The organism is Candidatus Sphingomonas phytovorans (genome assembly GCA_029202385.1).
Classification (GTDB): Bacteria; Pseudomonadota; Alphaproteobacteria; order Sphingomonadales; family Sphingomonadaceae; genus Sphingomonas; species Sphingomonas phytovorans.
Window position 1 is genome coordinate 5,385,688 of the sequence record CP119314.1, and the last position, 24,324, is coordinate 5,410,011.

At 64.5% G+C, this 24,324-nt stretch carries 23 protein-coding genes, 1 pseudogene and 2 riboswitches; of the genes and pseudogenes, 14 read left to right on the top strand and 10 right to left on the bottom strand.

The window, feature by feature from the left end; genetic code table 11:
• Positions 1–7: 7 nt before the first annotated feature.
• Positions 8–1,054, bottom strand: coding sequence for a quinone-dependent dihydroorotate dehydrogenase (locus tag P0Y59_24805; protein WEK00075.1), 1,047 nt, complete (start codon positions 1,052–1,054; stop codon positions 8–10).
• A gap of 248 nt (positions 1,055–1,302) precedes the next feature.
• Between P0Y59_24805 and P0Y59_24810 the strand changes: the two genes are divergently transcribed.
• The 9 genes and pseudogenes from P0Y59_24810 to P0Y59_24850 all read left to right on the top strand — a co-directional run bounded on the left by P0Y59_24810 (position 1,303) and on the right by P0Y59_24850 (position 8,232).
• The gene (locus P0Y59_24810) at positions 1,303–2,160 is read left to right on the top strand and encodes a helix-turn-helix domain-containing protein (GenBank protein WEK00076.1); all 858 of its coding nucleotides are present in this window, start codon (positions 1,303–1,305) and stop codon (positions 2,158–2,160) included.
• A gap of 94 nt (positions 2,161–2,254) precedes the next feature.
• On the top strand, positions 2,255–2,668 hold the full coding sequence (locus P0Y59_24815) for an SUF system Fe-S cluster assembly regulator (GenBank protein ID WEK00077.1): 414 nt from the start codon (positions 2,255–2,257) through the stop codon (positions 2,666–2,668).
• Positions 2,668–4,132 (top strand): annotated as a pseudogene (gene sufB, locus P0Y59_24820) (Fe-S cluster assembly protein SufB). The gene P0Y59_24815 and the pseudogene sufB overlap by 1 nt, the downstream one beginning before the upstream one ends.
• Complete coding sequence (locus tag P0Y59_24825) at positions 4,132–4,452, top strand: hypothetical protein (protein ID WEK00078.1); 321 nt, start codon at positions 4,132–4,134, stop codon at positions 4,450–4,452. The pseudogene sufB and the gene P0Y59_24825 overlap by 1 nt, the downstream one beginning before the upstream one ends.
• Positions 4,452–5,195, top strand: coding sequence for a Fe-S cluster assembly ATPase SufC (gene sufC, locus P0Y59_24830; protein WEK00079.1), 744 nt, complete (start codon positions 4,452–4,454; stop codon positions 5,193–5,195). The genes P0Y59_24825 and sufC overlap by 1 nt, the downstream gene beginning before the upstream one ends.
• 103 nt (positions 5,196–5,298) lie before the next feature.
• The gene (locus P0Y59_24835; protein WEK00080.1) at positions 5,299–6,051 is read left to right on the top strand and encodes a SufD family Fe-S cluster assembly protein; all 753 of its coding nucleotides are present in this window, start codon (positions 5,299–5,301) and stop codon (positions 6,049–6,051) included.
• Positions 6,052–6,135: 84 nt separating this feature from the next.
• On the top strand, positions 6,136–7,404 hold the full coding sequence (locus P0Y59_24840; protein ID WEK00081.1) for a cysteine desulfurase: 1,269 nt from the start codon (positions 6,136–6,138) through the stop codon (positions 7,402–7,404).
• 7 nt (positions 7,405–7,411) lie between these two features.
• A complete protein-coding gene (locus tag P0Y59_24845) occupies positions 7,412–7,879 on the top strand; it encodes an SUF system Fe-S cluster assembly protein (GenBank protein WEK00082.1) in 468 nt (155 codons plus the stop codon).
• Positions 7,879–8,232 (top strand): iron-sulfur cluster assembly accessory protein, encoded by a 354-nt coding sequence (locus tag P0Y59_24850; GenBank protein ID WEK00083.1) that lies wholly within the window; start codon positions 7,879–7,881, stop codon positions 8,230–8,232. Before P0Y59_24845 ends, P0Y59_24850 begins: the two co-directional genes overlap by 1 nt.
• Before the next feature lie 46 nt (positions 8,233–8,278).
• Here the strand turns inward: P0Y59_24850 and P0Y59_24855 are convergent, their stop codons facing one another.
• From P0Y59_24855 to P0Y59_24885, 7 genes are all read right to left on the bottom strand, one after another.
• Positions 8,279–8,650, bottom strand: a complete 372-nt coding sequence (locus P0Y59_24855; protein ID WEK00084.1) for a hypothetical protein — start codon at positions 8,648–8,650, stop codon at positions 8,279–8,281.
• 73 nt (positions 8,651–8,723) lie between these two features.
• The gene (locus P0Y59_24860; protein ID WEK00085.1) at positions 8,724–9,788 is read right to left on the bottom strand and encodes an alpha/beta hydrolase-fold protein; all 1,065 of its coding nucleotides are present in this window, start codon (positions 9,786–9,788) and stop codon (positions 8,724–8,726) included.
• Positions 9,789–10,449: 661 nt separating this feature from the next.
• Positions 10,450–10,902, bottom strand: coding sequence for a MaoC family dehydratase (locus P0Y59_24865; GenBank protein ID WEK00086.1), 453 nt, complete (start codon positions 10,900–10,902; stop codon positions 10,450–10,452).
• Positions 10,902–11,681, bottom strand: a complete 780-nt coding sequence (locus P0Y59_24870) for an SDR family oxidoreductase (GenBank protein WEK00087.1) — start codon at positions 11,679–11,681, stop codon at positions 10,902–10,904. Before P0Y59_24870 ends, P0Y59_24865 begins: the two co-directional genes overlap by 1 nt.
• A gap of 24 nt (positions 11,682–11,705) precedes the next feature.
• Complete coding sequence (locus P0Y59_24875) at positions 11,706–12,164, bottom strand: GNAT family N-acetyltransferase (protein WEK00088.1); 459 nt, start codon at positions 12,162–12,164, stop codon at positions 11,706–11,708.
• 25 nt (positions 12,165–12,189) lie between these two features.
• Positions 12,190–12,663, bottom strand: coding sequence for a nuclear transport factor 2 family protein (locus tag P0Y59_24880; protein ID WEK00089.1), 474 nt, complete (start codon positions 12,661–12,663; stop codon positions 12,190–12,192).
• A 60-nt stretch (positions 12,664–12,723) separates the two neighbouring features.
• Positions 12,724–12,864 (bottom strand): hypothetical protein, encoded by a 141-nt coding sequence (locus P0Y59_24885; GenBank protein ID WEK00090.1) that lies wholly within the window; start codon positions 12,862–12,864, stop codon positions 12,724–12,726.
• 170 nt (positions 12,865–13,034) lie between these two features.
• Between P0Y59_24885 and P0Y59_24890 the strand changes: the two genes are divergently transcribed.
• Positions 13,035–15,092, top strand: a complete 2,058-nt coding sequence (locus P0Y59_24890; GenBank protein ID WEK00091.1) for a M13 family metallopeptidase — start codon at positions 13,035–13,037, stop codon at positions 15,090–15,092.
• A 20-nt stretch (positions 15,093–15,112) separates the two neighbouring features.
• Positions 15,113–15,742 carry a glutathione S-transferase family protein gene (locus P0Y59_24895; GenBank protein WEK00092.1) on the top strand — a complete coding sequence of 210 codons (630 nt, stop codon included), beginning with the start codon at positions 15,113–15,115 and terminating at the stop codon, positions 15,740–15,742.
• Here the strand turns inward: P0Y59_24895 and P0Y59_24900 are convergent.
• Together P0Y59_24900 and P0Y59_24905 are read right to left on the bottom strand one after the other, a co-directional pair.
• On the bottom strand, positions 15,739–17,283 hold the full coding sequence (locus P0Y59_24900; protein WEK00093.1) for a tryptophan 7-halogenase: 1,545 nt from the start codon (positions 17,281–17,283) through the stop codon (positions 15,739–15,741). The genes P0Y59_24895 and P0Y59_24900 overlap by 4 nt on opposite strands.
• A 100-nt stretch (positions 17,284–17,383) precedes the next feature.
• Complete coding sequence (locus tag P0Y59_24905; protein ID WEK02678.1) at positions 17,384–20,290, bottom strand: TonB-dependent receptor; 2,907 nt, start codon at positions 20,288–20,290, stop codon at positions 17,384–17,386.
• 487 nt (positions 20,291–20,777) lie between these two features.
• Between P0Y59_24905 and P0Y59_24910 the strand changes: the two genes are divergently transcribed.
• The 3 genes from P0Y59_24910 to P0Y59_24920 all read left to right on the top strand — a co-directional run bounded on the left by P0Y59_24910 (position 20,778) and on the right by P0Y59_24920 (position 24,256).
• Positions 20,778–21,548, top strand: a complete 771-nt coding sequence (locus P0Y59_24910) for a SapC family protein (protein ID WEK00094.1) — start codon at positions 20,778–20,780, stop codon at positions 21,546–21,548.
• A 7-nt stretch (positions 21,549–21,555) separates the two neighbouring features.
• Complete coding sequence (locus P0Y59_24915) at positions 21,556–22,563, top strand: cupin-like domain-containing protein (protein WEK00095.1); 1,008 nt, start codon at positions 21,556–21,558, stop codon at positions 22,561–22,563.
• Positions 22,564–22,646: 83 nt separating this feature from the next.
• A riboswitch (glycine riboswitch) is annotated at positions 22,647–22,734 on the top strand.
• A 1-nt stretch (position 22,735) separates the two neighbouring features.
• Positions 22,736–22,801: riboswitch (glycine riboswitch) on the top strand.
• A gap of 42 nt (positions 22,802–22,843) precedes the next feature.
• On the top strand, positions 22,844–24,256 hold the full coding sequence (locus P0Y59_24920; GenBank protein ID WEK00096.1) for an L-serine ammonia-lyase: 1,413 nt from the start codon (positions 22,844–22,846) through the stop codon (positions 24,254–24,256).
• Positions 24,257–24,324: the final 68 nt, after the last annotated feature.

Genomic DNA, 24,324 nt, shown 5'->3' on the forward strand with positions numbered 1-24,324 from the left:
CGTTACGTCAACCGGCCCCGACGGCATCAGCGATATGATCATGCCCATCCCGCTTCAGCAGGAGGGACAGGCCGCGGGCAATGCGCCGCGGCAGGCCGGGGCCTTCATAGACAAGGGCCGTGTAGAGCTGGACGAGGCTCGCCCCGGCGCGGATCCGGGCATAGGCCTCCTCCGCGCTGCCGATCCCGCCGACCGAGATCAGCGGCAGCGCCCCTCCGGTCGCCTTGCGGAAATCGACGAGCCGCTGGCGCGCGAGCGCGGCGAGCGGCGCACCGGAAAGGCCACCGGTTTCGGTCGCGTGGGGCGAGCGCAGGCCGGGGCGGGAGATGGTCGTGTTGCTGACGATCAGCCCGTCGATATGATGGTCGATCGCGGCCCGGGCGATTTCGTCGATCGCGCCGGGCTCAAGGTCGGGAGCGACCTTCAGGAACAACGGGGGGCGCCGCGACGGCAGGCGGCGGGCCTCGTCCGATGCGGCGAGCAGTTCGGCCAGCGCCGCGCCATGCTGGAGATCGCGCAGGCCCGGCGTGTTGGGCGAGCTGATGTTGATCGTGACATAGTCCGCGATCAGGGCCGCCTTTTCCACACCGCCCCGATAGTCGGCGATCCTGTCGGCGGTATCCTTGTTGGCGCCGACATTGATGCCAAGCACGCCACGCCGCCTGGCCGCCGCTGCGCGGGGCAGCGCCGCGTCGAGCCCGCCGTTGTTGAACCCCATCCGGTTGATCACCGCGCGGTCCTCGACCAGCCGGAACAGGCGCGGCCTGGGATTGCCCGGCTGCGGCACCGGCGTGAGCGTGCCGATCTCGACCGAACCCAGCCCGAGGGCGAAGAACCCGTCGATCGCCCGGCCGTCCTTGTCGACCCCGGCGGCCAGCCCGACCGGACTGGAGAAGTCCAGCCCGGCCACGGTCGTGCGAAGGCACGGGTCGGCTGTTTCGGTGGCGAACGGCGTGCCAGCCTGCCCCCAGGCTTCAAGCATCCTTATCGTCAGCCCATGGGCACGCTCCGCTTCGATGCTGAACAGGGCGGGGCGGAGAAGGAAGAAGGTCATCCGGGCGCTTTGGCAGCGCGGCACGCCCGGGTCAAAAATCATTCGACCTGCGACGAGATTGCGACGGATATGACCGATGTGGCGCTTTCATCCAATACAGTAGAACCCGCCACTGTTCTAACAACCTTGCGACCCGAAGAGCTCCCAACAGGGGTCTCTTTCACTTGGGCCCGGCCGGCTTGCCGGCCGGGCCTCTTTTCATTGGGCGCAGAGCGGGTTACGCCTCTCCCATAAAAAGGGGCGCAACAGTGGCGGATATCCAGCTGGACTACGCGGTCCCGGCCGCGGACCTCACCGAGTACATCACGCTTTTCTATCACTTTCGTGCGGATGTCCCGCTGTTCGAGGACATGGAGCGCGCGGATCATGCGCAGTTCCGTTTCCGCCTGTCGCCGGGTGGTTCGGACTATCGCTTCCCGGACGGGACATTACAGGAGGCGACCGACATCCACATCATCGGCCCGACCAGCGGCGCGATGCGGGTCAGGTGCGAGGGGCCGGTATTGGTGCTTGGCATGGGCGTGACCGCGAGCGGATGGGCGGCGCTGGTCGGCAACGATGCCTCGAGCATGCTCAACCGGGTGATCGATGCGACCGGCCTGTTCGGCGGGCCAAGGCTGCGCGCCGCCGCCAACGCGTTGCGCGACGCGCCCGATATCCCGGCGCGGGTGGCGATCGCCGAGCAGTTGATCCGGGAACTGGTGCGCGGCTGCGATCGCAGCGCGACCGCGTTCGTGCGGCATGTCGATACCTGGCTCGCCGCCAGCCCGTCGCCCGAGATGGAGGATCTGGTGGCGGCGACGAAGCTCTCCCGCCGCCAGGTCGAGCGCAAGTGCAAGGCGCTGTACGGCGCGCCGCCGAAGCTGCTCGCGCGTAAATATCGCGCCCTTCGCGCCGCGGTGGCCCTGGTATCGGAAAGCCAGTCGGTGGACGACCTGATCGCGCGGGGCTTCTACGATCAGTCCCACTTGATCCGCGAGGTCAAGCAGTTCACTGGCTACACGCCGCGGCAGATCAAGGCTGAGCCCAGCCTGTTGTCGCAACTGACGATCAGCCAGCGAGTCGCGCTTGGCGGCCAGGTGAGCCCGCTGATCAGCGATACGTGATTCTACCCGCCCCGGGCCGGGGAGGAACAGGGTTGACCTTCGGGCTTGAGGCTCCCACATGGCCAATCGGAACGAATCAATCCGATTGGACCAGATGCGCCTTTCCAGCCTTGCAGATTACGCGGTCGTGATGATGTCCGCCGCTGCCCGCCATTGCGGCGGCGCGGCGCGGCTCAACGCGACCCTGCTGGCGGAAGAAACGGGGCTGCCCTTGCCGACCGTGCAGAAGCTGGTCAGCCGGCTTTCCGCCGCGGGCTTGATTGAGAGTGCGCGGGGCACCGGGGGCGGCTTCCGCCTCGCGCGCCCGGCCGCGGCGATCAGCCTGGCCGATATCGTCGAGGCGATCGAGGGGCCGATCGCGATGACGGCCTGTGTTGACCAGGGCAGTCATGATTGCTGCATCGAGGAGAATTGTCGGGTGAAGCCGCACTGGAACGTCGTCAACGGAGCGGTGAAGGGCGCGCTCGCGGGCGTCAGCCTCGCCAGCCTGTCGCAGGTGCCGGCATAATGGCCACGAAGAACGCAGAAGCGCATGCCGCCGCGAACAAGACGTACGAATGGGGTTTCCATTCGGACATCGAGCAGGAATTCGCGCCAAAGGGCCTGAGCGAGGACACAGTCCGTTTCATCTCGGCCAAGAAGAATGAGCCCGAATGGATGCTCGACTGGCGGCTCAAGGCGTACCGCCTGTGGCTGACCATGACGCCGCCCGACTGGGCCAAGCTCAACGTCCCGCCGATCGATTACCAGGACGCCTATTATTACGCCGAGCCCAAGGCCAAGCCCAAGGTCGGCAGCCTCGACGAGGTCGATCCCGAGATTCTGCGCGTCTACGAAAAGCTCGGCATCCCGATCGAGGAGCAGAAGATGCTCGCCGGGGTCGAGGGCGCGCGCAAGGTCGCGGTCGATGCGGTGTTCGACAGCGTCTCGGTCGCGACGACCTTCCGCAAGGAACTGGAGGCGGCGGGTGTGATCTTCCGCTCGATCAGCGAGGCGATCCGCGAATATCCCGATCTCGTCCGCAAATGGCTCGGCAAGGTCGTGCCGCAGCATGACAATTATTTCGCCGCGCTCAACTGCGCCGTCTTCTCCGACGGCACCTTCGTCTACATCCCGGAAGGGGTTCGCTGCCCGATGGAGCTCAGCACCTATTTCCGTATCAATGCCGAGAATACCGGCCAGTTCGAACGCACGCTGATCGTCGCCGACAAGGGGGCGTATGTTTCGTACCTCGAAGGCTGCACCGCGCCGATGCGCGACGAGAACCAGCTTCATGCGGCCGTGGTCGAGCTGGTCGCGCTCGACGATGCCGAGATCAAATATTCGACCGTGCAGAACTGGTATCCCGGCGACGCCGAGGGCAAGGGCGGCATCTACAATTTCGTCACCAAGCGCGCGCTCTGCCAGGGGAAGAACAGCAAGGTAAGCTGGACTCAGGTCGAGACCGGCAGCGCGATCACCTGGAAATATCCGAGCTGCGTGCTGCGCCGGCGAGAACAGCGTCGGCGAATTCTATTCGGTGGCGGTGACCAACAACCGCCAGCAGGCCGATACCGGCACCAAGATGATCCATCTCGGCAAGGGCAGCCGCTCGACCATCGTGTCGAAGGGCATCAGCGCTGGTCATTCCGACAACACCTATCGCGGCCTGGTGCGCGTGGCGCCGACGGCGGAGGGCGTGCGCAACTTCACCCAGTGCGATTCGCTGCTGCTGGGCGACCAGTGCGGCGCGCACACCGTGCCCTATATCGAGGTGCGCAACCCTTCGGCGCAGATCGAGCATGAGGCAACCACCTCGAAGATCAGCGAAGACCAGATGTTCTACGCAATGCAGCGCGGCCTCGATTCCGAGGCGGCGGTGGCGCTGATCGTCAACGGCTTCGCGCGCGAGGTGCTGCAGCAGCTCCCGATGGAATTCGCGGTCGAGGCGCAGAAGCTGCTGGGGATTTCGCTCGAGGGGAGCGTGGGGTGATGATGCTCGCCTTGGCGTTGCAACTCGCTGGCCCGGCTGTGCCGCCGGAAGAACCGATCGAAGACATCGTCGTGCTCGGCCAGCGGCTCAAGCGGGTCGGGGTGAGCATGAAGATCGACCGCAAGGGGCGGTTGCGGGTGTGCCGGGTTACCCATTCGGTTGGCGATGCTGAACTGGACAGGTTCTGGTGCGATGCAGGTGTGGCGTGCGCCGCGACCAGGCCGAAGGATGCGGCGGCGCTGACCGCCTGTATCGAGGCCCGCAAGGATGAGTATCTGGGACGCGTGATTGCGATGCGCTCCACCAAGAGGCAGAATTGATGTTGAAGATTGAAAACCTCCGCGCCGAAATCGATGGCAAGGAAATCCTCAAGGGCCTCTCGCTTAGCGTGAACGCGGGCGAAGTGCATGCGATCATGGGGCCGAACGGCGCGGGCAAGTCGACGCTTGGCTATGTGCTCGGCGGGCGGCCCGGTTACGAGGTCACGTCCGGCACTGTCAGCTTTGCGGGTGAGGACCTGCTGGAAATGGCGCCGCACGAGCGCGCCGCCGCGGGCCTGTTCCTCGGCTTCCAATATCCGGTCGAAATCCCCGGCGTGTCCAACGTCCAGTTCCTGCGCGAGGCGCTGAACGCGCAGCGCAAGGTGCGCGGCGAGGCGCCACTGTCGGGCGGCGAGTTCCTGAAGCTCGCCCGCGCCCAGGCCGACCTGCTGTCGATGGACCAGGACATGCTCAAGCGTCCGGTCAATGTCGGTTTCTCCGGCGGCGAGAAGAAGCGCAACGAGATGGTCCAGATGGGCATCATCGGCCCGAGGCTGGCGATCCTCGACGAGACCGATTCCGGGCTCGACATTGACGCGCTGCGCGTCGTCGGCGACGGCATCAACCGTATCATGCGCGCGCCCGACAAGGCGGTGCTGCTGATCACGCATTACCAGCGGCTGCTTGACTATGTGAAGCCGGACTTCGTGCATGTGCTGGCGGACGGCCGGATCGTGCGCTCGGGCGGTCCCGAGCTGGCGCTCGAGCTCGAAGCCGAGGGCTATGGAGCGATGGCAGCGTGAGCGCCGCAGGCATTTCCCTTTTCCTTCGCGTCTTCGCGTCTTCGCGTGAATCCAATGACGTGTTCACGCGGAGACGCGAAGGCGCGACGATGGGGCGTGCGCTATGACCTCGCTCGCTATCCCCACCCGCCGCGACGAAGCGTGGCGCTATAGCGATCTCGACGCCGTCGCGACCGTTTGGCCGGTGGCAGCCCCGGAGACGATCCATGTCGCACCCGGTGAGGAGATCACGCGCGTCATCGTGCAGGATGCTGACACGGATACGGTGGCGATCCGCGATTATGCCGTCACCCTCGCGGCGGGCGCGCGGGCGACGTTCCATGTGCTCAACACCGGCGGCAAGCTCGGCCGGGTGGCGATCGACGTGACATTGCACGACGGCGCGCATTTCGAGCTGGGCGGGGCGATGCTCGGCGGCGGCGAGCAGACGCTGGAGATCGTGACCACGATGCGCCACATCGAGCCGAACGCGACCAGCAACCAGGTCGTCCGCTCGGTGCTCGGCGCGCGCGCGACCGGCAGCTATCTCGGCAAGGTCGCGGTCGCACGCGATGCGCAGAAGACCGATGCGAGCCAGTCGGTGAAGGCGATGCTGCTGACGCGCACCGCGACCGCCAATGCCAAGCCCGAGCTCGAAATCTATGCCGACGACGTGAAGTGCGCGCATGGCGCGACCGTCGGTGAACTCGACGCGATGGCGCTCTTCTACCTCGCCAGCCGCGGCATCGCCCCGGCCGAGGCCAAGGCGCTGCTGCTGCGCGCGTTCATCGGATCGGTCTTCGACGACGTCGCCGATGCGGGCGAGCGCGAGGCGCTGGAAACGGCGGCGCAGGCTGCGCTGGAGCGGATGCTGTGAGGCGCGCGCATCTTTTCTCCCTCTCCCGGCGGGAGAGGGAAGGGGCCCATCGCGTGAGCGATGGGAAGGGTGAGGGCGATTGCAATGGCTAGTCACCCTCACCCTTCCGTCGCTTCGCTCCTCCCTCCCTCTCCCGATGGGAGAGGGAATGCGGCCACCCGCCTCCTCGACCTGCTCGCCGACTTCCCGGCGATCCCGCGGGGCTGGGCCTATCTCGACACCGCGGCGACGGCGCAGAAGCCGCAGCCCGTGATCGACGCGATCGACCGCGCCTATGCCGAAACCTACGCCACCGTGCATCGCGGCGTGTACCAGCGCTCGGCCGACATGACGCTTGCCTATGAGGCGGCGCGCAAGAAGGTGGCGCGCTTCATCGGCGCTGGCAGCGCCGACGAGATCGTGTTCGTGCGCGGCGCGACCGAGGGCATCAACCTCGTCGCCCAATGCTGGGCGCGTGAGCAGTTGAAGGCGGGCGACCGAATCCTGCTCTCGACGCTTGAGCATCACTCCAACATCGTCCCGTGGCAGATGGCCGCGGAGCGTGTCGGTGCCGCGATCGACGTCATCCCACTGACCCCCGATCACCGTATCGATCTCGACGCGATGGCCGCGATGATCACGCCTGCCCACAAGCTGGTCGCGCTGGCGCATGTCTCGAACGTGCTCGGGTCGCTGCTCGATGCGCGGCGTGCCGCCGATATCGCCCATTCGGTCGGCGCGAAGATCCTGCTCGACGGCTGCCAGGCGGTACCGCGCATGGCGGTGGACGTCGCGGCGCTCGACTGCGATTTCTACGTCTTCTCCGGGCACAAGCTCTACGGCCCGACCGGCATTGGCGTGCTGTGGGCGCGGCCGGAACTGCTCGAGGCGATGCCGCCCTATCAGGGCGGCGGATCGATGATCGACCGGGTCACCTTCGCGAAGACGACCTACGCCCCGCCACCGGGCCGTTTCGAGGCGGGGACGCCGCACATCGTCGGTGCGCTCGGCCTCCATGCCGCGATCGACTATGTCGAGCGCATTGGCCTCGACGCGATCCACGCGCACGAAACGGCGCTGGTCGCGAAGACGCGCGAGGCGCTGTTGCAGATCAACTCGGTCACGCTCTACGGCCCCGAGGATTCGGCCGGCATCGTCAGTTTCTCGATCGAGGGGGTGCATCCGCATGACATCGGCACCATCTTGGACGAGGAGCGGGTCGCGATCCGCGCCGGGCATCATTGCGCTCAGCCGTTGATGGAGGCGCTGGGCGTGCCGGCGACGGCACGGGCGAGCTTCGGGGTCTACAACGGCGCGGCTGACGTGGATGCGCTGGTGCGCGGGATCGAGCGGGTAACACGGATTTTCGGGTAGGGTTCGCATGAACGAAGAGCGGAAGATTGTGGTTGAAGAGGTCGCCTCGGTCGAGGCGCCGCCCAAGGCGCGCGTCGATGGCGGGGTGACCGAAACGTTCGAGCGCAAGCGCGATTATCTCGAAGGTTTCCTGGCACAGAAGCCCGAGGCGCTTTCCACCGGCGAGCCGGGCGGCGCGCTGTACGAGGCGGTGGTCGATGCGCTGAAGGAAATCTACGATCCCGAGATTCCGGTGAACATCTACGATCTCGGCCTGATCTACGGCGTCGAGGTAACCGATGAAGGCCATGCCTCGGTGACGATGACGCTCACCACGCCGCATTGCCCGGTCGCTGAATCCATGCCCGCCGAGGTGGAACTGCGCGTCGGATCCGTGCCGGGCGTCGGTACCGCGGACGTCAACCTCGTCTGGGATCCGCCTTGGGATCCGCAGAAGATGAGCGACGACGCCAAGCTCGAACTGGGGATGCTGTGATGGCGACGACCACGCGCGTGCGCCCCGCGGCGCTGATCCTGACGCCGACCGCCGAGGCGCGGATCGCCGAGCTGATGGGCAAGTCCCCGGAAGGCGCGATCGGCGTCAAGCTGTCCACGCCGCGTCGCGGCTGTTCCGGGCTCGCTTACTCGGTCGACTATGTCACTGAGGCCAAGCCGTTCGACGAGCGTATCGAGACGCCGGGCGGGACGCTGTTCGTCGATGGCGGCTCGATCCTCTACCTGATCGGATCGACCATGAACTGGGTCGAGGACGATTTCACCGCCGGCTTCGTGTTCCAGAACCCCAACGCCAAGGGCGAATGCGGCTGCGGGGAAAGCTTCACGGTCTGAAACGATCCGATCTCCCCGCCGCGCGTGCGGGGAAGATGCCGCATGATCACGGCATTCCGAGAAAGCCTCGAAGCTCGGCGTCGCTGAGGAAACCGTCCGCGTTCGTATCGGCTGCCTTGAAACGATCGGGCACGGCCGCGAGGAAAGCATCCTTGGAGACATAGCCTTCGGCGTCCGCCTTCGTGCTCGCGAAGGAAGGCTGCATGAAGTCGGGCAGGGTATCCTTCTTGATCTTTCCCGCGTTCGACTGATCGACGAAGGTCCAGCCCTGTGCGGAAAAAGCAGTCGCCTCGGCCAGGCTCACCTTGCCGTCGGCGTTGGTGTCGGCCAACGCCATCGGATCGAAATCCTGAGCATGGGCCGGCAAGGCCGGGGTCGCAAAGATCAGCATAGCGGCGGCTGCGTAGCCAGGCTTCATGATTGTCCTCCTCTGATGGTCGATCATCGTTCGATTGCGGTCGGGATTGGTCATTCTCTTCGTGTCGGCAACTTCAACGGCCCTTCTCGAAGACGAGATTGCGACTGAAGAACGGGATCACCTGATCCTGAAACCGGATTGCGACATTGTTGGTGTGGTCGCCTGGATAGATTTCGAAGCCGTTGGCGATGGCATAGCTGTCGAGCACGGTGTGGAGCTTCTCCGCGTCGACTTTCAGTCCGTCCCTGTCTCCGACATCGATCGAGATCGCACGATATTGCCGCAGGTTGCCGATATACTGGTCGACAATGGCGAGCGGCGCATTGGCCGCCCATCGCGCGAGGACGTCCGGCTGGGCGACGCCGTCCTTCACCGGCAGGTCGAGATAGAGCGGCGGGTTCTTCGGGTTGGGCGACCATGCCGCGGCGCTCGCCAGCTGCGCTCTCAGCCCGAACGGCAGCTTTGCCGAATCTGTCGGCACCTTCACGGCCGCAAGCGCCGCTGTCGCCTCCGCATTGAACTGGCCGCCCTGGCGCGCGGACAGGCAACATGGGCTCATCATATAGAGCGCGCCGAACACCTCGGGATGTTTCATGCCGATCCGGCTGGTGCCATATCCGCCCATCGAATGGCCCGCCAGCCCGCGGCTCTCCCGCCGCGCCAGCGTCCGATAATGGGCATCGATATAGGCGACCAGATCGCGCGCCACGAAGGCCTCGAAGTCCCCGGTCGTCGCCGAGCTTGAATACATCGATCCGTTGTGGATGGTCTTGCTGTCGGGAAAGACCAGGATCATGTCCTTCGCGCCCTTGGCGAAGCCACCCTCGATCGTCTGCGGAACATGGATTTCCCTGGTCCATTGGTCAGCGCCGATCGAATAGCCGTGAAGGGCATAGACGACGGGATAGCGGCGGCGAGGGCTCTTCGCGTAGCTCGGCGGCAGCACCACGATCACGTCGCGGTCAGCGGTCTCGCCTTCCAGATTGCCCATGATGGCCGCCGAATGGATCTTGATTCGCTCGATCGTTACCGGCAGCGCGCCGGCGACGGGCGGGGGCGCGTTCGTCGTCACTTGAGCGCCGCCAGGGCTCGCCACGAACATCAGGATTGCGGCACCCAGGCAGTAGGCCGATTTCATCTTCAGGCTCCCCTCGCGATATCGTCCGTTCTTGGGGAAGGGGATAGCTGCGGCGGCCGCGCCGTTCGACGCGCGCCCGCCACAGGGATCCTCCCCGGATCACAAACCACCCGCGCCGATCGTTGGTCTTTCTCTCGCGCCGTGCATTTGTCTGTGTATTTATTTCCGATGTCAACGACCAGACTGCTTTGTCGGGAGCTTCCCTCCCGCGCCGGTGCCGGGGATGGAGCTGTCGACGCCATTTCCGAAGGATTAAAGGGAGTAAAGCGATCAGCGCTTGGCACCAGACGCATCGAGATGCGCGCTGGATTAGGTAGGAGTTATTCTGGCTGCGTGCTGACGCAGATGGTCAGACGGGGTCACTCCCTCGGCGATGCTGTCCCCGGTAACCGGAGGGGATCGATTCAATCGCGGCGTGAAAAGGATAACGATCATGCCGGGGTGAAACCTAAAGCTTCACCGCGCTCATTCTCATCGCTGGCCACTGAATTTGCCTGTTCCGGGCGGAGATTTCCCTGTTATGCCCGGAAGAATTCCCTGTTCCTGCATAACAGGGAAATCTATTCAAATATATGAACTTGTAGAATAATTTGGACGAAATGGCGATTTTCGATCCAGGAAAAAACAAAATTCCCTGTTGTCGACGCAGGAACAGGGAAATTCAGGCCGGCTTCTTCCGCATCAGCGCGGTCCTGAGGCAGGAACAGACCTCCTCGTCCCGCTGGTTCAACATCCGGTGGCGGAACGTCACCAGCCCGGCATCGGGCCGCGACTTGCTGGCGCGCAACTCAACCACCTCGGTCTCGCCGCGCAGCGTGTCGCCGATGAACACGGGCTTGGGCATCACCAGCTTGTCGTAACCGAGATTGGCCACCAGCGTGCCAAGTGTCGTGTCCCCGACCGACACGCCGATCATCAGCGCAAAGGTGAAGGTGCCGTTGACGACGATCCGCCCGAACTCGGTCCCGCCGGCATAGTCGGCGTCGAGATGCAACGGCTGCGGATTATGGGTAAGGGTGGAGATCAGCAGATTGTCGGTCTCGGTCACTGTGCGCCGGATCTCGTGGACGATCCGGTCGCCCACCTGCCATTCGTCATAATATCTGCCGGCCATCAACCGATTCCTCCAAGACTGCGCCCTGCTGTCCAGCCGCCATCGGCCGGTAGCACGACGCCCGATACATAGCGGGCGTAGGGCGAGGCAAGGAACAGGCAGACATCGGCGACATCATCCACCGTGCCCATCCGCCCGAGCGGCACCGCTTTGGCGGAGCGTGCCTTGGCCTCGGGCGTGGGGGCAAGCCGTTCCATGCCTTCGGTGCCGGCGATCGGGCCGGGCGAGACCGAGTTCACGCGCACGCCTTCCGGCCCCCATTCGATCGCCAGCGTCTTGGTGATCATGTCGACTCCGGCCTTGGCCGCGCAGACATGGACCTGCATCGGTGTCGCGATGAAGGCTTGCGGCGCGGAGATGTTGATGATGCTCGCGCCCGGCTTGGTCAGGTGCTCATAAGCGGCGCGCATCACATGGAAGGTGCCGAGCGTGTCGATCTCGGCGACCGCCTTGAAGCCGTTGGAACTCAGCATCGCCGCCGGCACGGGGAAATTGCCGGCCGCGCCCGACACCAGCACGTCGATCGTGCCGCGCTGGGCACGGAAATCGTCGATCGCCGCCTTCACCGCCTCATAGTCACGTACGTCGAGGCTGTAGCCGAGCGCGGGTGTGTTATCCGACAGCGCCGCGACCGCGGCGTCGACCTTGTCCTGGCTGCGGCTGGCGACACCCAGCTTCGCCCCGCGTCGCGCAAAGGACTTGGCGATGCCCAGGTTGATGCCGCTGGTCCCGCCAAAGACCATCACTGTCTTGCCGGTGAAATCGAAGCCCTCGGCCATATCCAACTCCCTTGCCTTGTTTCTTCAGAGCTTCAGCTTGAACCCTGCATGGCTCTTCTTCCAGCCCATGGTCTCATAGAAGCGGTGGGCATCGATACGCGTCGACATCGAGGTAAGCTGCGCCATGCCGCAACCCCGCTCGCGGAAACGCTCGACCGCCCATTCGATCATCTGCTGCCCCAGTCCCTGGCCCCGCAGGCTGCTGGCGATACGGACCGCTTCGATCTGCCCGCGCCAGCTGCCGCGAAAGGCGATGCCGGGCAGGAAACTCAGCTGCATCGTGCCGACAACTTCACCGTCGAGTTCGGCGACGACCTGCATCTGGTTCGGATCGGCGGCGATCGCCTCGAACGCGGCAAAATAGCGCTGGTCGAGCGGCAGGCTCGGGTCCTCGCGGCCCTTGCTGTGCTCGTCATCGTCAAGCAGTGCGACGATGGCGGGAAGGTCGTCGGCGGTGGCCGCGCGGAAGGTGATGCCGCTCATGGCGCGATAAGGGATTTGATCAAGATCAGCCCTCGCAACCCGTGGCACGCGCGGACCAGGTAATGTTGACGATCTTCCAGGTGCCCGTGTCGCGGGCCAGGTCGAAATGGTCCACGCCGCAATGATGCGCCTTGCCGTCGATGAAGAACGTATAGGGCGCCCAGACCATCGCAATATCGCCGTCGATCTCGATCGCCGGATTGCTGATGCGCTCTTCATATTTCTCCGGGCCGGGTTTGACGCTCGCGGCGAACTCGGTCCAGCTCATATGGCGGACCGTGCGCACGCCGTTGGGCGCTTCATTGGCGACGGTGGCGCCGCCGTCCGGGCGAAGCTGCGCGAGGATCGCGGCGGAATCTCGTGCGGCGAGGCCGGCGAGCATCGCGTTGATCGGTGCCATCACCGCGCCTTCGTCGGTGCCGGGCGGCGGAAGGCCGGTGCCCTTGGGCATCGGCTGGACTGGAGTGACCTGGGCGAGAAAGGCAAGGATCAGGGACATTGGGTATCTCCTGGAAGTTCCTCCCCGGAAGCGGGAGGAACAGAAGCACTCCGTTCGTCATCACATTCTGAAGACGCCAGACTGCAGGAAGGGCGGGCCGGGATCGAGCAGCCGCTCCACCAACCCTCGGTCGTGCACCGCATTCGCCCGGAACGCCTCGTTCTCAGGCGATACCCTGCTCTCCAATGCCGGTGCGCTCATGCTTTCATCCTCATCCCGCGCTCCTGACTAGACAGCGACCGCGCGAATGGGAAGCGACGCTCGCGATATAAGGCTGCGCCGTACGGCGGGCATCTGCGCGGGTGGTATCTGGTGTAACCGAAATCTCAGGTGTACTCCTCACGCCATACACCTTTGGAGAGGTTTGTCTCATGAAGCGTCCCACGATCTTTCTCGCCGCCCTGCTTGCCACCACCGCCTGCACCCAGAGCGCGCCCGCGCCGGTCGCTGGAACGGCAATCGGCATCGATGTGGCCGGAGTCGACAAGGCGTTGAAGCCGGGCGACGATTTCGATGCTTATGCCAATGGCGTCTGGCGCGCGAAGACAGAGATCCCGGCCGACCGGTCGAGCACTGGCATCTTCCTTCAGGTGTTCAACGTTGCGGAAGGGCGCAACGCGCAACTGATCGCAGAGGCCGCCAAGGCGAATGCCGCGGCCGGGACCGATCAGCGCAAGATCGCCGATTTCTACAATGCCTATCTTGATACCGCCGGCATCGAGAAGCGCGGCCTTGCCCCGATCAAGCCGGAGCTAGATGCGATCGCGGCGATCGCCGACAAGGCTGAACTGGCCCGGGCGCTGGGCGCCGATCTGCGCGCCGATGTCGATCCGCTCAACGCAACCAATTTCCGCACCGAGCATCTGTTCGGCCTGTTCGTTACCCAGGCGCTCGACAACCCGGGCCAGACGGTGCCCTATCTGCTGCAGGGCGGCATCGGCATGCCGGAGCGCGATTATTATGTGTCGGCCAAGCCGGAGATGGCGCAGCTCCGTACCGCCTATAAGGCGTATATCACGAAGGTCTTCGGCCTGGCCGGGATGAGCGATCCGACCGCCCGTGCCGATCGGGTGATGGCGCTGGAAACGAAGATCGCCAGTGCGCATGCGGGCTATGTCGATAGCCAGGATGTCCACAAGGCGAACAATGCATGGAAGCAGGCTGATTTCGCGAAGAAGGCGCCGGGGATCGACTGGAACGCATTCTTCGCCGCCGCGGGCCTGTCCGGTCAGCAGGACTTCATCGTCTGGCATCCGGCCCCGACCACGAAGCTTTCCGCCCTGGTGGCAAGCGAACCGCTCGACGCGTGGCGGGACTGGCTTGCCTTTCATCATCTCAACACCGTCACGGCGGTGCTGCCCAAGGCGTTTGACGACGCCTCGTTCGATTTCTTCGGCAAGACCTTGAGCGGCACACAGCAGCCGCGCCCGCGCGACAAACGGGCGATCGCTGCCGTGAACAATAATCTGGGCGATGCGGTCGGCCAGATCTACGTCGCCAAATTCTTCCCGGCCTCGTCCAAAACCGACATCCAGGGCATGGTGAAGAACATCCTCGCCGCGTTCGACAAGCGTGTCGAGAACCTGACCTGGATGGCGCCCGCGACCAAGGCCGAGGCACGCAAGAAGATCCAGACGATGCGTGTCGGCGTCGGCTATCCCGATACGTGGCGCAATTACGGGTCGCTTGAGATCAAGGCTGACGATCCGCTGGGCAATCTCGAGCGCGCGCGGCTGGCTGAATACAGGCATCAGCTTGCCAAGATCGGCAAGGCGCCGGACAAGGGCGAGTGGTGGATGACGCCGCAGACGGTCAACGCGGTCAACCTGCCGTTGCAGAATGCGCTCAACTTCCCGGCGGCGATCCTCGAAGCGCCCTTCTATGATCCGAAGGCTGACGCGGCGGCGAATTATGGATCGATTGGCGCCACGATCGGCCATGAGATCAGCCACAGCTTCGACAATACCGGCGCCGAGTTCGATTCGAGCGGCAAGCTCCGCAATTGGTGGACCCCTGCGGACTTCGCCCATTTCAAGCAGCAGAGCGCGACCCTGGCGAAGCAATATGATGCCTATGAGCCGCTCCCCGGGCTTCACCTCAATGGCGAGCAGACGCTTGGCGAGAACATCGCCGACGTGGCTGGCCTGACGGCAGCCTACGAGGCATATCGCGCCTCGCTCGAGGGCAAGGAGGCACCGGTGATCGACGGCTTGACCGGCGATCAGCGCTTCCTGCTGGCCTTTGCGCAAAGCTGGCGCGAGAAGACCCGCGAGAAGGCGATGCGCCAGCAGGTCGCGACCGACGGGCACTCGCCGGGCAGGTTCCGTGCGCAGACGGTGCGCAACCTCGATGCGTGGTACAAGGCGTTCGATGTGCAGCCTGGCCAGAAGCTGTACCTTGCGCCGGATGCCCGCGTGAGGGTCTGGTAAGTAGAAGGGAAGGGCGGACCATGCTGTTGATCGGACAATATGATTCGCCCTTCGTCCGGCGCGTCGCGGTGACGTTGAAGCTCTACGATCTGCCCTATCGCCACGCGCCGCTTTCGGCCTTCGGCGATGTGGAGGAGATTGCGCGCTATAATCCGCTGCGGCGCGTGCCGACCCTGGTGTTCGACGACGGTATCTCGCTGACGGACAGCAGCGCGATCGTCGACGCGATCGATGAGATGGTCGGTGTGGATCGGGCGTTCCTCTCGCGCCGCGGCGATGATCGCCGGGCGATGCTCCGTACCTGCGCCTTCGCGGCCGGGGTCGCGGAGAAGGCGGTCAGTCTTGTCTATGAGCGGGCCTTTCGCGATGGACTGAAGATGTGGGTCGAGCGCTGCCGTGCCCAGGTGATCGACACGCTCGACCTGCTTGAGCGCGAGCGCGCCGCGGCAAAACGCGATTGGCTGTTGGGCGACACGATGAGCCACGCCGACGTGCTGCTCGCGACGATGCACCGGTTCGTCAGCGAGGCGCTGGCCGACCAGTTCGTCATGGACGGTTGGGTCGCGCTCGCGGACCACGCCGCGCGGTGCGAGGCGCTGCCCGAATTCGCCGATGCCTATCAGCTCTTCAGGCTGACGCTGCCCGACTAGATCGCCTGGAATCCGAACTGCCGGATCTTGTCCAGCAGGTCGCGGTTCCGCGGAAGCTGGCTCGTCATCCTGCCGGTGATCCGGGCATTTTCCTCGCGAAGCCGCGCCGCCATTCGTTCGGTGGTGGCGGTGTCGAGCGTGTCGACCTCCGTCCTGTAGCCCATGCCGTACAGGACATATTGATAGCTTGCCGCAGGGAAGACCTCGTCGAGCCGGTCGAATTCCTCGAAGAACCAGGGCGGCTGGTATTTCCACAGGTGAAGCAGGTTCCGCAGTCGTTCCGGGATCGTCGCCGGATCGACATTGTCGATCCAGAACGCTGAATCGCGCCGCTTGGTCAGCACATAATGGAGCTTCAGAAAGTCGATGATACGCCCCCACCGATAGGAGGTCGTCTCGTTGAAGCGCCGCGCGACGATGTCCATCACCTCGCGATTGGCCGGCATCTGTTCGGCGATCAGCTTGGCCGACAGCTCGATCAGCACGATCGCCGACGCCTCGAGCGGTTCGAGGAAGCCGGCGGCGAGCCCGACCGCGACGCAATTCCGCTTCCAGAAGGTCTCGCGATGGCCGCCGCGGATCGGGATCTTGCGGATCGACAATTTGTCGGCCGCCGGGCCGATATAGGCACGCAGCTCGCGTTCGGCGCTCTCGTCGTCGGTGTGGGAGGTCGAATAGACATAGCCGATGCCGCGGCGCGTCGGCAGGCCGATGTCCCAGATCCAGCCGGCCGATTGGGCGGTGGAAATGGTATGGGAGGCAAGCGCTTCCTCAGGCGTATCGAACGGCACCTGGACCGCCAGCGCGGCATCGCAGAACAGCACGTCCTTGCAGTCGCGGAACGGCACGCCGAGGGCCTTGCCCAGTAGCAGCGACGCGAAGCCGGTGCAGTCGACGAACAGGTCGCCGGCAATGTCGCCGGCCTGCTCGGTGGAGACGCTGACGATGTCGCCGTCCTCGGCCTGGTTGACGCTCGTTACGTCGGCCAGCACGTGGCGCACGCCCAGCTTCGTCGTGCAATGCTTCTGCAGGAACGGGGCGAATTTCCCCGCATCAAGATGGTAGGCGTAGTTGGCGACCGCATCATATTCGGGCGTGGTGATCATCTTGGGCGCCAGCCCCGCGTCGCAGATCGCCCCCTGGGGGGATACCGCGTCGCAGAAGGACCGGCCCTGTTCGTCGTGAAGCCAGTGCGGCACCATGTTCAGCTCGCTGAATCCGTGCGGCAGCATCAGCGGATGATAATAGGCGTCGTCCTCCGCCCCCGTGGTCCATTTGGCGAATTTAGCGCCCTGTTTGAAGGCGGCGTCGCATTCGCGGAAGAAATCCGTCTCGGAGACACCCATCTTCTGGAGCGTCGTACGCAACGTCGGCCAGGTGCCTTCGCCCACGCCGATGATCTTCACATTGGGCGATTCGACCAGGGTTACGGTGAAGCCGCCCGCCATCCGGCCCTGGTGCCGCGCGGCGATGACGCCGGCGGTAAGCCAGCCGGCAGTGCCGCCGCCGACGATGACGATATTGCGGACCGGACTGACCATATCGGGCGGCTACTCTATTCGGCGTGGTGGCGACGCTGCCTAGCATGAAGGAAAGAGGGGCCGCCAACCATGGTCGGCGGCCCCGGGGAATGTGGTCCCCTCAGTAGTGAAAACGCACACCAGCCGTGATGCGTCGTCCGTAGCCGAACGCACTGAGCAGCTGATTCTTGTACCGGCCGCGGGTGCTGTACGTTTCGTTGGTCAGGTTCAGCGCTTCGCCGAAGATGGTGAACTGCTTCGTGATGTCATAGCTCGTGCTGAAGTCGATCTGCGTGCTCTGGTTCACGAAGGTCGGTTCGGCGCCGAACTTGCCGTTGTTCTGGGCCTGCCCGAACTGAAGCAGATAGTCGTCGCGCCAGTTGACGGCCATTCGGGCCTGGAAGCCGTTCTTGTCGTAGAAACCGACGAAGTTCGCCGAATTGGCAAGCCCGGTGACGGCGAAGCCGGTCTGGGTGAAGTCATCCGGGTTATAGGGCTTGTTGGTATTGACGAAGGTTCCGTTCGCCGAGAAGCCGAAGCCGCTGTTGCCGAAGACCTGCTGCCAGGCGATTTCGATACCGCGCACCGTCGCGTCAGGACCGTTCACCCGCGCCGATACCGAGAATTGCGCGGGCAGGCCGGTCGTCGGATCGATGACGTTGTTGATCGGCTGGCGCGTCACGCCGGCAACGATGAAGTTGCTGACATTCTTCACGAACAGGTCGACGGCGAAGTATGAGTTGCGCTGGTAATACCATTCCGCCGTCAGATCGAAGTTATCGGACAGATAGGGACGGAGGTTGGGATTGCCGCCGGTTGCGGTGAAGGCCCCGATGCGCTGGCCGCTGCCCACGTTCAGGACGGGCGTCAGGAAGCTCAGATTGGGCCGCGTCAGCGTCCGGGACGCATCGAACCTGATGTCGAACTTGTCAGTGATGTTGAGCTTCATGTCGATGCTGGGCAGGAAGTAGGCGTAGCTGCTCTTCGTCGACACCGGCTGGCTGGGGGAGAATCCGACCGACAACAAGGTCGGGTCGCCGATGCCCTGAGTCAGCGTCAGGGGCACCTGACCGATGCCGTTCGACGTGATGTGCGTGACTTCTTCGCGTGCGCCTGCGTTGAAGTTGAACTTCATGCCGGCGATCTCGGTCTGGAAGCTCGCACGGACGAACGCCGCCCACGTCTTTTCGGTGATGACCTGCACGCTTGCGGGGTTCAGCTTGACGTCGAATGTGCCGGTGAAGTTCGGACCGACCTGAGGGTCGAGATAGTTGAATCCCGGAATTCGTTTCGTCTGCGGGTTGCCGAGGCTGGTCAGGTACGCCTGATAGTCGGCTGCGCTGTATTTCAGCAGGGGCGAGGGCAGGTTGCCTGAATAGCCGGGCAGGAAGTTCGCCGTGCTGACCTGGCCCGTGAACAGGCTTGCCGGGAGCAGAACGCCCGTCGTGCCACCCGAGGGCGGACCGTAACCCGCATAGGCCTGCCAGAAATTGTTGGCGAAGGTGTCGCTGGTCTGCAGCTTGAACTGGTCTTCGAGATATGACCCGCCGAACTTGATCGAGAAATCGTCCTGCTTCCACTGGCCGGAAAGGCGCGCCTGCTTGATGACGTCGGTGTTCTTGTTGGCGGTGTTCACCGTCACGTGCGATCCGATGACCGACGTGTCGGCCCAGCGGGACTCGTCGCCGTTCACGCCATAGTTGTTGAGCGTCGGAATCTTGTTCTTGCTGTCGCCGTCGATGACGATGCCGAGCGACGGGCCGATGCCGAAGCCATAGCCAACGTCACCATTCTTGCTGTTGATGCGGCCGTCGGGGTTGCGCCAGCTCTTCGAATAGCTGCCGTCCGCCTCGACGCTGAAATTGTCGGAGACGTCCCATTTCACGTTCAGGCCGGTTTGGTTGGTCTGCAGGACGTTGCTGTTCGTCGTGGCATTGAAGTCGGTCTGGGTGCCGGCCTGGGTGAAATTGGTCGGCACGCCGTTGCCGTCCAGCACGACGTTGCGCAGGCTGCCCTGGTTGAACCAGATGCCGAACCCGAACGAATCCTGGTTGACCGTCTGGCGCGAGAAATTGTTGTCGAGGGTCACCATGACTGCGTCGGACGGGTGCCATTGCAGCGCGAGGCGCCCGTCGATCCGTTCGTCCTTGGTGTAGAGCTGGTTCAGGCCATATTGCTGCTCGAACGCGCCGCGGACGGTGGTCTGTTGAGAAGCGGGGGCGGCGGTATTGGTCGTCGGGCTGCAGGTCGCGGCCGTGCTTCCCGCCAGCTGGCAGGGCGCGAAATAGCCGAAGCCGAAACCGTTGATATAGGCCTGGTTCGTCTGGGTGTCGTGACGCGCATAGGCGACATCGGCCAGGATGCCGAAGGTATCGTCGGCGAAGGTGTCGCTGAACAGGATTCCGCCGGTCGGAACGACCTTCTTGGCGTCTTCCTGCCAGGAGCCCGACACGGTGGCGGCAAGCCGCATGCCGGGGTGATCGAACGGCTTGGGGAACAGGATGTTGACGGTCGCGCCGATCGAGTTGGCGCCGACGGTGACGTCAGGCGTCTTCATCACGTTCAACTGGCCGACGAAATCGGCGCCGACGGTGCTGAAGTCGACCGAACGGCCACCGGTCGCCGTCGATATGCGCCGACTGTCAAAAAGGGTTTCGTTGAAGTCGCCGCCGAAGCCGCGGACCGTGATGCCGGTCGCTTCGCCACGCGCGCCGTCGCGCTGGATCGACACGCCGGGCAGGCGCTGCAGCGAGGCCGCGACGTTCGAGTCCGGGAATTTGCCGATGTCTTCCGCCGAAATGGCATCCACGACACCGATCGAATCACGCTTGATGTCCAGGTTGCGCTGGAGCGATCCGCGGATGCCGGTAACGACGATGTCCTCTTCGGCTGTCGAGGGTGCAGCCTGCGCCGCGTCCTGTGCATGAGCCGGCGCAGCGATAATCGTCAAACTCGAGGCGCCGATCAGGAGGAGGCTGCGCAGCCGCCGTCCCTCCGCGCGATTCGATTGTGTCCCCGCCCTGTTCATTTTCATTTGTCTCTCTCCGTGTCAGATCGCTTGTTCACCTGGCGCCGGCACGTCCGACCGATCGGCGCCGCCTTCTGAGGCGGTCAGCTCTGACCGCGCTCCCTGCCGCGCTGAATCGCACCCGATTCAACGTCGCATCGCTTTGGAATGACGGCTGGCGCCCCCAAACATCCTCCTCCCGGCGAGGTCGCGTCGTTGCGCGCCCCGCCAATCCCCATATCTTATATGCGGCTCCGCATATTCTATATCATATATTGGTAGCGTGAACATTTTTGTTCGGCAAGCGTCATATTTGCCACATTTATGGTGCTAATCGTCCCGTGATGGAGTATTTTAGATGCAGCGTGGAACTCCGACGCGGCGGGATTGAAGGTTTTGTGTGTGCGCTATCATGTAGCGTTGGCTTAGCGGACGGCGGTGGCTATCATCGATCCGATGGTAGGATTCCCATGCTCGGCGCGTGGTGATCGTCTATCGCGGCAACACCATGCCAAGCCGGCGAGAGACCGGCGCGGCCGGGAAGGGACGGGGTGACTGGATGAGCAATGTCGTACCACTGGATACGGTCGCGCACCGAGACCTGCGCGTCGACGGCACGGCGTCGCGGCAGCTGGGAGACGGCGTCAAGCTGGTGTCAGTCGTGCTGCGCGAATTCGCCCTGCTCGCGCTCGACTATCCGATCCTGTTCGGCAAGCAATCCGATACCGGCGCCTTCTTCTGCGCGGCGATGCTCGGCTTCGATGAGGAGGAGAATCTGTTCCTCAGGCCGGGCGGGGGAATGGACGGCTATCGGCCGCTGAATATGGAACGGATCCCCTTCTTCGCGACTGAAACCGGCCTCGCGATCGATCTCGACAGCCCCAGAGTGGGAGGTCCCGGCGGGGAGCGGCTGTTCGACGACGCGGGAGAACCGTCGCCCTATCTGCAGCGTATCATTTCCATCTTTCGCGAACTGCGCCCCGGCATGGAAGAGACGCGCGCGTTCATCCGGACGATGCTCGACCTGAAGCTGGTCGAGCCAGTCGATATCTCGGTGAGCTTCGACGACGGCGTCCGGCGCAGCGTTGAGGGTGCCTACACCATCAATCGCGACGCGCTGGCTAACCTCGACGATGCGCGGGTGGTCGACCTGTTTCGGCGCGGTTATCTGCATGCGGCGTCGCTGATGATCGGGTCGCTGAACCAGGTCACCTCGCTGGCGCGTCGTCGCAACGAGCGGCTGACCGCGCCGATCCCGGTCGGCGCCTTGCAGGGCTGAATCCACCATGCCCGACGTCGCGGAATATCCGGCCGAACGCGTCGCCGATCCGCTTACGTTCCGGGAGGAGATTGTCGGGCAGTGCCGCCCGGTCGTCTTGCGCGGCCTGGTGCGCGACTGGCCGGCAATCGCCGCCGCGCGCGAATCCCCTGCTGCGTTCGCGCGGTACCTGGCGCCTTTCGACGCGGGCCGTGAGCTTGAGGCCTTTTTTGGGGCGCCACGCATCGCCGGCAAATATTATTATGACGAGGCGCTTCAGGGTTTCAATTTCGAACGGCGCCGGATGCGTTTCCGGGAGGCGCTCGAGGCGATCCTCGCCGGTCTCGATCATGCCGATGCCGGGAGCATCTATGCCGGTTCGCTGGCGGCGGAGGATTATCTGCCCGGGCTTGCCGGACAGAACCCGCTGCCCATGTTGCCGGGCGTTCGACCGCGCATCTGGATCGGGCATGCCTCCAACGTCTCGGCGCATTATGATACGATGGACAATCTCGCCTGCGTCGCCGCCGGTCGCCGGCGGTTCACGCTGTATGATCCCCGTCTGATCGACAGCCTCTATGTCGGTCCGATCGACCATACCATGGCCGGTCAGCCGGTCAGCCTCGCCGCGGCAGCGGCGCCCGGCGATGCCCGCTATCCGCGTTTCGCGGCAGTGCGCGATCAGGCGCTGGTCGCCGAGCTCGAGCCCGGCGACGCGCTCTATCTTCCCAAGCTCTGGTGGCACCAGGTCGAATCGACCGCGCCCTTCAACGTGCTCGTCAACTATTGGTGGGACGCATTCAACGCGGGTCCTGACGCTCCTCATACGACGCTGCTGCTCGCGATGATCGCCATCGCCGAGCGGCCGCCGGGGGAACGCGCCGCCTGGAAAGCGCTGTTCGACCATTATGTCTTTCGAGAGAACGGCCATCCGCTTGCCCATCTGCCACCCGAAAGGCACGGGATATTGGGCCCGCTGCGCGACAATTACGGCCGGATCCGCGCCTATGTCATGCAGATGCTGCGCGGCGGCTGACGGCGCCATGATCGCGATGGGGTGAATATGCGACGGGGGCTTTCGTGGTCGATTGACTCGGGGCTGGCGCTCGCTCAGGGACGAACCGTCGCACGGGAGAGATCGGCCTTGGCCGGCGCCGAAGGAGCAACCGCCCCGGAAACTCTCAGGCAGAAGGACCGCGCGACACAGACACTCTGGAGAGTGGTGCCCCGGCACCCGCCGACGGGATAACGATCTCAGGCAAACGGACAGAGGGGGCATGCCGCGGCGCTCGCGCCGCCAGACGGAGCATGCCCCAGTGACGTCAACTCTCGTGACCTCGACTCTTCCGGACCCGCGCCATCGTCCGATCAGCATCGCCGAGATGTTCACTATCGGCATTGGCCCGTCCAGTTCCCATACGGTCGGCCCGATGCGCGCGGCGGCGGATTTCGCGCGGACGATTCTCGCTTTGCCCGAACGTGCGACCAGGGTTGGTTGCGCCCTGTACGGTTCGCTTGCCCTGACCGGCATCGGCCATGGCACCGATGTGGCGGTCCTGCTTGGGCTTGCTGGCTGGGAGCCTGAAACCGTCGATCCCGAAGCCGCCACGGCGATGGTCGCCGGGTTCCGCGCGGAGAACGCCCTGTCGCTTGGGCAAGGTGGTGGCGATGGCGGATACCGGATCGAGCTGGAGGGGCAGGGAGGAATCGATTTTCATCCCGAGCGTTTCGAGCCGGAGCACCCCAATGCCCTCGATCTGACTGCCTGGTTCCCGGACGGAACAAGTCACGTCCAGCGCTACTACTCGGTCGGCGGCGGAACGATCCGGCGCGGCGGGGAGCGGCCCGAACTGGGCAATGTCGCGGTGCGCCATCCCTTCACCTCGGGCAACGAGCTCCTGGCCGCGGCTGCGCTCGAGCGGATATCGATCAGCGAGCTGGTGCGCCGCAACGACACCGCATGGCGCACCGCCGCCGAGACTGATGCGCTACTCGACGGCGTCGCCGATGCGATGCGCGGTTGCATCGATCGGGGGATGCTGAAGGACGGTATCCTGCCCGGCGGCCTCAGCGTCCGTCGCCGCGCGAAGGGGCTGCATGAAGCGCTGATTTCCCGGTCGGAACGCGGTGCGCCGTCGCACACGATCCAGTGGGTCAGCCTCTGGGCGCTCGCGGTGAATGAGGAGAATGCAGCGGGTGGCCGCGTGGTCACCGCGCCGACCAACGGCGCCGCCGGGATCATCCCCGCGGTGATCCGCTATTACGAGACCTTCGAGGGGCCGGCGACGCGTGAGGGCGTCAGGATCTTCCTGTCGACCGCGGCGGCGATCGGCATGCTCTACAAGACGCGCGCGTCGATCTCGGCGGCCGAGATGGGGTGCCAGGGCGAAGTCGGCGTCGCCTGCTCGATGGCCGCCGCCGGTCTCGCGGCGGTGCTCGGCGCGACCAATGCGCAGATCGAAAATGCGGCTGAAATCGGGATCGAGCATAATCTGGGGCTCACCTGCGATCCGATCGGCGGGCTCGTCCAGGTTCCCTGCATCGAACGCAACGCAATGGGCGCGGTGAAGGCGATCAACGCCGCCTATCTCGCGCTCGACGGTGATGGCACGCATATCGTCAGCCTCGACCAGGCGATCGAGACGATGCGTCAGACCGGCGAGGACATGCGCTCCAAATACAAGGAAACCAGCCTGGGCGGCCTCGCCGTGAACGTGGTCGAATGCTGATCGGCCGGGGGGCGTAACGGAAGCCTGGATGAAGCAGGGATAGGGCCTGCATTTTTTCCGGCGCGGCG